Raw genomic sequence first — 9134 nt, 5'->3', positions numbered from 1 at the left:
TCATTAGTTCTGATAGACTTCTGTGCGTTGACAATACGAGGGTTCTGAGGGATCACGCGCCCGTCAAAGTATTTCTTCAAAGTAGCAACACCACTGTTGATCCACAGCAAGGAAGGATCTTCATGCGGCACAAGTGAGGCACTAGGTTCTACTCCGTGGCCTTTTTCTTTAAAAAATTCTAAAAACATTCTTCTGATTTCTGCACCTGTCAGGTTTTTCATGTGAAATTTCCTCCTTATTCTTTAAAATTAACCAAAAAAGCATACAAAAAAGCCCTCATCCCTGGTCAGGGACGAGAGCTCGCTCGCGGTACCACCCTGGTTATGAACCTGTTAGACAGATTCATCACTCTGGAGCCTTAACGCGGCGGACGGCAGGGTTTGCTGCACTCTGGATTAGCGTTCTGTTATCCTTCATCTGGAATTTCTTTCAGCCGGGGAAATTCCTCTCTTACGTGCAGGCAGCACTCAGATGGACTATAACATACTCGATCTTTCGTCGATTTGGTCAGTGTTTTATTGTATATGTCGAATTATAGAAATATCAACGGCATTTGTCAATCTGAACAACGGGAAAAATAGAATTTATTTTTCATGGACTATCCCTCGCTGTAAAATGTGTCCTTGCATGAACGACAGCCACTTTCAGCATGGCCAGCAGAGGAACGGCGACAATCAGCCCCAGCACTCCTCCTACTTCACCTCCGATAATCAAGGCGCCCATAATGAACAGCGGGTGCATATGCAGGCTTTTGCCGACAATTAACGGAGACAAGATATTGCCTTCCAGGAACTGCAAGGCGAAAACAATGACAATTACTTTGATGATCATTTCATTAGAAATCGTACTGGCTACAATGGCTGCCGGAACCGCGCCTATTACTGGGCCGAAGTAAGGGATGACATTTGTGATACCGACGATGATCCCTAACAACAGGGGATACTTCATTCCAAACAGCCAGAAAGAAAGGGCAGCAAGAGACCCTATCAACAAACATACTAATAATTGACCTCTTATGTACCCCCCTAACGATTCATCCAAGTCCTTGAAAAAGCTTCCTGCACTATTTCTCCATTTCTTAGGCGTCAGGCTTGTCGCCGCTTTTTTTACCTTTGGGAAGTCCTTCAATAAATAAAAGGAAATGAAAGGAACAATAGCAAACAGCAACAGGCTGTTCATTATCTTTAAAACTCCTGAAAGAATAAACGCCACTACTCCATTCAACCATTCCTCAAACCGCTCGATTCTGGTCTCGAGTTCGTGTTGGATACCGTCCGGCCAAGTGGAAGTCTGTCTCTGGATATAATCCAGCCATCGTTGATACTGTTCGGTATACAGCGGTGCATTTTCGGCTAAGTCCTTTAATTGATGGATAATGACAGGAATTCCTTTATAGACTGCATAACCCAAACCTCCAAAAAACAAAATGTATATCAGCAGGATCGCGATCCCCCGATGGATGCCTGCTTTAAATAATTTTTCAACCACCGGATGGAGAAGATAGGTGATAAAGCCCCCGAGCAGGAAAGGGATCATTGCCATGATGAGCACGCTTAACACCGGGTGCCAAACAGGATACAAGAGATAAAAGACGTAAACAGTGATCACCGCCAAAAGCGTGATCGCCAATCTATAAAGCCATCTTACATAGGAGCTGCTGTTATTCACCGCCTGCCTCCTCCTTTCGGTCTGCCTCGTTATTACATAATGTGAGCAAAAAAAGGAAAACCATTCAGGCCTGGAGGGTTTATGAGCAGCTGGAAGAAACGAAAACATTGGAACAGTTTCCTGAATAAAATTGTCTTTTGGTTGTTTTATAAGTCCACTTTTGCAGGCTTACAGTGATTAGATGATCTCATGATCGCTTTATAAGACCAATGTTGTGGAATTTAAAGGGTTAGATGGTCTTATGAACCCTCTATAAGACCACTTTCACTAAATTTCAGGGATTAGATGGCCTCATAAACTCTTGACAAGACCATTTCCGCGGGTTTTCACCACTCATGAATTGTTAAAGAATTATTTTGCGTCTTATATAACCATAAGAACTTACCTCCACCAAGCAAAATCCGAAGGGCAAAAAGCACAAAAAAAACAGAGGGAACCCCCCTCTGTTTTTAAAACATCTTTTTAACTTGTCTGCGCATTTTCTTCATGTTTCTTCCGTTCATCATGTTTGAACGGCGAGAGGCCATAGTTGCAGCAATTCCCACACCGAAACCGATCATTGAAGCCACAGTTTTATTCAAGGTGCCCACCTCTTCCTTAGCTTAGTTGGCGGTCTTCCTCGTCAAACAAGTCATCTAAAGAGCTTAATGTTCCATCTTCCTCGACCTGGTGTGTGTGTATCACACCTTTGGTGATTGAAAGTTCAATAAAGCATTTCCAGCAGTAGTACTGGTTAATGCCTATCTTACCTATATCTTTGCTTTGACAATTTGGACATTTCAATACAATCGCCACCCCTTTAAGTCCGTGGCATTGACTGCTTTTCAGGCATTTGAATACCGTTTCAAAAGTAGATCTTTGCCATCTTTTCCAGTAGCCATTATGTCCAAATTGTCTAAAGCCTAAACAACTTTCTAACAATACGAGGAAGAGCGGCGCCATAATCTTAAAAGTACCCAGAGGTTCAAGCCCCCGGATACTACTATCGTTCGCTTATTTAGAGAAAATCATAAGGTGTAACCTTTTCCATTCCGATCATTGGGTCTGCATGCAGCATTTCCTCCAGCTTATTTTTAGGAGGAGCCTCTTCTTCGCTTATTGATTCGGTTACTTCTTCGGATTTTATTCCTCGCAGTTTTTCATAAAGAGTCGTCAGTCTCTGAACGTCTTCCTCTCTTTCCACACCCATCTTCAGTGCTTGTTCTTCTCCGCAGAGAATTAATGCATTCTTGCTTCGTGTAATGGCTGTATAAAGCAGATTACGCCTCAGCATCCTGAAGTAACTTTTAACAACAGGAAGAATAACGATGGGGAACTCGCTTCCCTGAGACTTATGGATGGAACAGCAATAAGCCAGCGTGATTTGGTTCAATTCCTGGCGAGTGTAAGTTACTTCATTACCTTCAAAGGAGACAAGGACCATGTCTTGTTTTTCGGTATTCTCCTTTGCATAAAAGATGGAAATGACCTCACCGATATCGCCATTGAACACATTGCTTTCCGGCTGATTGACCAGTTGAAGGACTTTGTCGCCGATCCGGTATTTGGTATCCCCAAAGACAATCTCTTTCCGGGTACCGTCATTGCTGTTGAAAATTTCCTGAAGCATTACATTCAATTTGTCAATGCCGGCAGGACCTCTGTACATAGGTGCTAGCACTTGGATGTCCTTTGCACTGTATCCCTTTGATTTGGCGTTGGCGACTACCTTCTCCACCACTTCTGCAATCTGGGAGGTTGTACATTTGATAAATGAACGGTCCTTCTGAGGCTGAAGCAAGTTATCGGGCAGCCTGCCTGCTTTCATTTCGTGAGCCATCTCTATAATGGACGACCCTTCTTCCTGCCGATAAATGTCTTTCAAGCGGACCGTCGGGATGACTTCTGAACGCAGCAGGTCTTTCAACACCTGCCCAGGACCTACGGAAGGCAGCTGATCTTCATCCCCAACGAGAATGACCTGAATATCGTCAGGGAGCGCTTTGAACAGCTGGTTCGCAAGCCAGGTATCCACCATTGACATTTCATCGACAATCAGCAGCTTGCCCTGTATTGAGCGGTCTTCATCATATTCAAAGCTGTCTGTACCGTTCCAGCCAAGCAGCCTGTGGATCGTCCCTGCAGGAAGCCCTGTGGACTCTGTCATCCTTTTGGCAGCCCTGCCTGTTGGAGCAGCCAGAAGAATAGGAAACGGCTCATCTTTATAATCCTTGGGATCAAGCGAGCATCCGTGTAGTTCTCCATAAAGCTCAACTATCCCCTTGATAACCGTCGTCTTTCCTGTACCCGGACCTCCCGTCAAAAGCATCATGGGAGACATGAGAGCTGTCTCTATCGCTTCTTTCTGGGTAGGGGCATATTGGACATTCAGCCTTTCTTCCAGTCCGCCGAGCGCCATCAGGAACTCCGATTGAGGAAATTGATCCGTGTATTGGTCCTGAGCAAGCAGCCTTTGAATATTCGTGACCAGCCCTTTTTCGGAAAAATACAAAGAAGGTAGATACACCCTTCTTTCTTCCCCCATAATTTCCCCTTCTTCTCCAAGCTTTATGACTTCACGAGAAATATCATCGAAGCTGATTCTCTCGCTTTGGCTCTTTTCCAAAAGAGCCTTCACATTTGACAAGAGGGTTTCCGCTTCAAGGTAAACATGCCCTTCCTGAAGACAATTCTGTTCCAGAGTGTAAAGACAGCCAGCCTTTATCCGGTCCGGGTGATTGCCAGTAATGCCGAGTTTGCTTCCCAGTTCATCCGCACGGCCAAACCCGATACCTTCAATATCCTCGACAAGTTTATAAGGGTTTTTTTGGAGAATTTCCAGCGACTGTTCCTTATAAGCCTGGTAGATTTTCATTGAAATCTGCGGTCCGAAACCGAATCCATTCAGATTGATCATCACTCGTTCCAGCCCTTGATGTTCAACCAAAGAATCGTAAAGCGTCTTTGCTTTTTCAGGAGGGAGTTTGGGAATGTCATCAAGAAGGGAAGGAGTCTCCAATATCTTGCTGATCGCATTCTCGCCCAGCTGTTCCACAATTTTTTCTGCTGTCTTCTTTCCAATGCCTTTAAACAGCTCACTTGAGAGGTAGTCTACAATTCCTTGTTTCGTCTGGGGGATTTCTTTTTTGAAACGCTCCGCATGAAATTGCATTCCAAACTTTGGGTGGTCCTTGAAAGCACCATGGAATATATAGGTCTCCTGTTCATGAATCTTAGGAAAATGTCCTGTTACTACCGCTTCCTTGTCCTCATATTGGGCATTCGTGGATTCCACCCTGATCCTGATGACAGAATAGAGGTTGCTCTCGTTGTGAAAAATGGTGACAAGATGTTTACCCTTTATATAAATTTCATTTTCATCGAAAAGTTCTAAGGAGTCTTGCCTGCTCATTTAGAAGCCCCCTTGTTTCTACTTAATTCTCTTCTCCCAATTGGTCCATCATCTTCAGGCCATAGCCGGCAAGCATGTGATCCGGCTGGATTTCAAGGGCCTTCTCGAAGCAGCTTCTTGCTTTGTCCGCGTCATCCGTAAAGCCTGCATAGGCAACTCCTAGATTATAATAAGCATCTGCATGTTCAGGATCTTGTTCAACGACAATTTCCAGCTGTTCGATTGCTTCTTTATATGCTTCTGTTTTCGCCAGGCAGAGTCCATATTGAAAACGCGCTTCCGCATCTTCGCCATTCAGCTCAACACTTCTCATCAAGTAAGGAAGAGCCAGTTTTGGCAGCTCCAGATTTACAAGGGAAATTCCCAGCATAAAAAATACATCTTCATTCTCCAGCCCTTTTTTGATTGCAGTCTCAAAGGCTTCCTTTGCTGCATCAAAATTCTCGGCATTGAAGTATAAGTTTCCAAGGGAATAATATGCCGATGCCGCTTCTCCATCAAGGGAAATCGCCCTTTTCAAAAACTTCTCCGCTTTTTCGTTTTCTCCTACTGAAAGAAGGACATTTCCAAAGTTTATGTATGCAACCGGATCTGTTGGGTTCTCTTCAATCGCTTCTGTAAAGAATTTTACCGCCTCTTCGACTTTTCCTTCTTGAAGAAGCTGAATTCCTTTTAAATTTTTATCCATATGTAACACCTCTGGTTTGTATTATTTTCACTTATTTATCTTCATAGTATATCATAACCACTGACTTCACTAAGAAAAGCACTGTTCGAAAACTTCAGCCGTTTTATAACTCTCATTTCGTACTAAATGTTGCTTTTGATAAATGCAAGATGATTTCCTCTTCAGGTGCATGACCCGCGGGGCAGGCGGTTCTAAAATACAGACAAAAACAAAAGGCTAACCAGATAAAGAATCTGATTAACCTTGATATATCAGCCTACAAATTCGAGTTTCTTTTCATCCTTGAAAATTTGATCGATCGTGCCTCCGCCCAGGCATTCATCGCCATTGTAGAACACGACAGCTTGCCCTGGAGTGACAGCTCTTACAGGCTCTTTAAAAATCACTTTTACTGTATTATCGTCGAGAAGCTGAACTTTTACTTCGTGATCTTCCTGACGGTAACGGAATTTAGCTGTACATTCGAATTCGGTCGTTTTTTCTTTATCTGAAGTCCAGCTGATATCTGTTGCCAGAATGGAATCAGAGTATAGCGCTTCATGGTCAAAACCTTGTTCAACAAACAAAACGTTCCGGTCAAGGTCCTTACCGATGACAAACCAAGGTTCTCCTGCTCCACCGATTCCAAGGCCTTGCCTTTGACCGATCGTATAATACATCAGTCCGTCATGATTCCCTTTAACCTCACCGCTTAATGTTTCCATATTACCCGGTTGTGCAGGCAGGTAATTGCTCAAGAAATCTTTGAAGTTGCGTTCGCCAATAAAGCAAATACCCGTACTGTCTTTTTTCGTTGCTGTTGCCAGTCCTGCTTCTTTCGCGATTTCTCTTACTTTCTTTTTATCAATCGAACCGATCGGGAACATGACTTTTTCAAGCTGATCTTGTCCGAGTTGATTCAAGAAATACGTTTGGTCTTGTTGGAGTCCTTCACGCGGAGCATTTTATATTCTCCGTCACGGTACTCAACTTGCGCATAATGGCCGGTCGCCAGATAATCGGCACCAAGCTTCATTGCATGCTCAAGGAAAGCCTTGAATTTAATTTCTTTATTGCACATGACATCAGGGTTCGGTGTGCGTCCCGCTTTATATTCATCGAGGAAGTACGTAAACACCTTGTCCCAATATTGCTTTTCAAAATTGACCGCATAGTAGGGGATTCCAATTTGGTTGCAGACCCTGATGACATCTTCATAATCTTCAGTCGCCGTACATACCCCGTTTTCATCGGTGTCATCCCAGTTTTTCATAAAAATGCCGATGACATCATAGCCTTGCTCTTTCAATAATAGTGCTGCGACGGAGGAATCAACCCCTCCTGACATGCCGACAACCACTCTTGTATCTTTAGGTTCCTTCTTCACGAAAAGGCACCTCCTTTATATAGTAATGACGCAAAGTCTATCATATATTGTTGGTTACATGCTTAATTATATAAACTTTGTTAAAGAGTGATGTTATTATGCACGACTTTGCCTGATTTCCGCTACAGGTGCGCGACTCCGCGGGGCGGGCGGTGAGCCTCCTCGGCTGCGCCTGGATAAAAAGTGAAAGCGCCCTGTTCAGCCCCGACAGGCAAATGTTCCGCAGCGAAAAGAAGGCGGTCTTTCCTTTTATTCGCTGCGGGTTATTTGACCCCGAGGGGCTGGGCGCTACAACTGGATTGGGGGTCTCACCTGTCCCGCTAATCCCGCAGGAGGTCGCACACCTTCCGCTCCAATCAATCGTTGTTTTTAAATCTTAAAATTTGTTTTTATAAAAGAAACGTGATGACTTGATTGGATTCTAAAGCACCTATCCAAAAATAAATGAAGGAAGATTTAAAAATATGCTAACTGAATGAATCAAATCTTCCGCATTTAAACCTGAAAAATAACAACATTATTAACTAACAAAGCCTTTCTAAAAAAAGCTCTAAAACAATAGAAAGATTCTATTACAAATCTTTCATGAAGACAAGAGATTGAACTCTGCCTTATTTTCTCAGGCGGTTGACAATCTTAGCGACTTCTTTAGCAGTGTATATGATATCTTCTTTTGTATTCGTGATCCCGAAACTGAAGCGTATCGAATTTCTCAGCCGCTCGGAATCTTTCCCGAACATGGCAAGCAGTACATGGGAAGGCTCGATGGATCCTGCTGTACAGGCAGATCCACTGGACACGGCTACTCCTGCCAGATCCAAGTTTACAAGCATGGATTCAACATCTGTTCCTGGAAAACTTAAATTTAAAATATGGGGAAGCGAATGTTGCAAATCTCCGTTAAGATAAAATTCTATATCCTCTTCCTTCAGGGTTTCTATCAACGTGTTTTTGAATTCGATATATTCTTCAATCTTTTTATCCATCTCTTGCTGGGAAAGCCTGATTGCTTCCGCCATGCCCACTAATGATGGCAGATTCTCGGTCCCTGCCCGTCTTTTTCTTTCCTGCTCCCCGCCGAACATTTTAGCTTCAAGGGGAACCTCTTTTCGTGCATATAAGAATCCGACCCCTTTTGGTCCATTTATCTTATGGGAAGAAATCGACAACAAATCAATGTTTTCAGTTTCTACATCTATCTTGGTCATCCCAAAAGCCTGTACCGCATCAGTATGCAGTAAGATTCCTCTGTTTCTGACCAGTTCCCCGATCTCTGAAATTGGCTGTATAGTGCCAACTTCATTGTTGCCATACATAATACTGACTAAAATGGTGTCTTCTCTTAAAGCAGCTTCGACATCTTTGACAGAAACGAGCCCTTGCCCATTTACCGGTAAGTAGGTAACTTCAAACCCTTCCTTTTCCAGTTGAGCACAAGTGTGAAGAACGGCATGATGCTCAATTGAAGTCGTAATGATATGTCTGCCTTTTTCTTTTAAAGCATGGGCCGTGCCTGACAATGCCAGATTATCAGCCTCCGTTCCCCCGCTTGTAAAAATGATCTCGTGAAATCCGGCACCAACACTTTTGGCAGCTGTCATACGGGCACTGTCCAGCTTTTGCCTTGCATCCCTTCCTGAAGAGTGGATACTGGATGGGTTGCCAAATGTCCCTTTCATCGCTTCTGTCATTACTTCAATAACGCGGGGATCCATCGGGGAGGTTGCCGCATTATCGAGATAAATCGTCCTCATAGTCATTCCTCCAATTAAATATAAAACATATATGCATCTGACTCGCCTTCATCCGTATAGCTCGCCAAATCTTCTATAGTGGTATTATCCAAAACCTCTTTTACGGCATCCCTGATCCGCATCCAAAGCTCACGTTTTGCCGGTTCTTCATCTTCAATACCTTCTACTGGGGAGATCGGTCCCTCGAGAATCCTGATAATATCGCCCGCTGTGATTTGTGACGGCTCGTTTCCAAGGACATAACCACCGTAAGCACCTCTGATACTT

8 protein-coding genes and 1 pseudogene are annotated in these 9134 nt (G+C 43.7%); all 9 read right to left on the bottom strand.

Annotation, left to right across the window (positions count from 1 at the left end):
* Window positions 1-221: alanine--tRNA ligase-related protein (locus tag BSG1_RS17805; protein WP_006838601.1), on the bottom strand; the 221-nt coding region annotated here is incomplete at its 3' end.
* Between the two features lie 370 nt (window positions 222-591).
* Window positions 592-1668, bottom strand: a complete 1077-nt coding sequence (locus BSG1_RS17800; RefSeq protein WP_044023125.1) for an AI-2E family transporter — start codon at window positions 1666-1668, stop codon at window positions 592-594.
* A 449-nt stretch (window positions 1669-2117) separates the two neighbouring features.
* Window positions 2118-2258 (bottom strand): YrzQ family protein, encoded by a 141-nt coding sequence (locus BSG1_RS20610; protein WP_006838597.1) that lies wholly within the window; start codon window positions 2256-2258, stop codon window positions 2118-2120.
* A 7-nt stretch (window positions 2259-2265) separates the two neighbouring features.
* Window positions 2266-2457, bottom strand: a complete 192-nt coding sequence (locus BSG1_RS21450; RefSeq protein WP_044023126.1) for a hypothetical protein — start codon at window positions 2455-2457, stop codon at window positions 2266-2268.
* Window positions 2458-2665: 208 nt separating this feature from the next.
* Window positions 2666-5059 (bottom strand): SF1B family DNA helicase RecD2, encoded by a 2394-nt coding sequence (gene recD2, locus BSG1_RS17790; protein ID WP_006838595.1) that lies wholly within the window; start codon window positions 5057-5059, stop codon window positions 2666-2668.
* Window positions 5060-5081: 22 nt separating this feature from the next.
* Window positions 5082-5747 (bottom strand): tetratricopeptide repeat protein, encoded by a 666-nt coding sequence (locus BSG1_RS17785; protein WP_006838594.1) that lies wholly within the window; start codon window positions 5745-5747, stop codon window positions 5082-5084.
* 251 nt (window positions 5748-5998) lie between these two features.
* Window positions 5999-7113: pseudogene (mnmA, locus tag BSG1_RS17780) on the bottom strand (tRNA 2-thiouridine(34) synthase MnmA).
* Between the two features lie 611 nt (window positions 7114-7724).
* Entirely contained in the window at window positions 7725-8867 is a 1143-nt protein-coding gene (locus BSG1_RS17775) for a cysteine desulfurase family protein (RefSeq protein WP_006838591.1), read from the bottom strand.
* Between the two features lie 14 nt (window positions 8868-8881).
* Window positions 8882-9134, bottom strand: a 253-nt coding sequence (locus BSG1_RS17770; RefSeq protein ID WP_006838590.1) for an RrF2 family transcriptional regulator, incomplete at its 5' end; no start/stop codon positions are given.

The organism is Bacillus sp. SG-1 (assembly GCF_000181495.1).
Classification (GTDB): Bacteria; Bacillota; Bacilli; order Bacillales; family Bacillaceae_B; genus Rossellomorea.
This window is presented reverse-complemented; position numbering and strand designations above follow the sequence as displayed.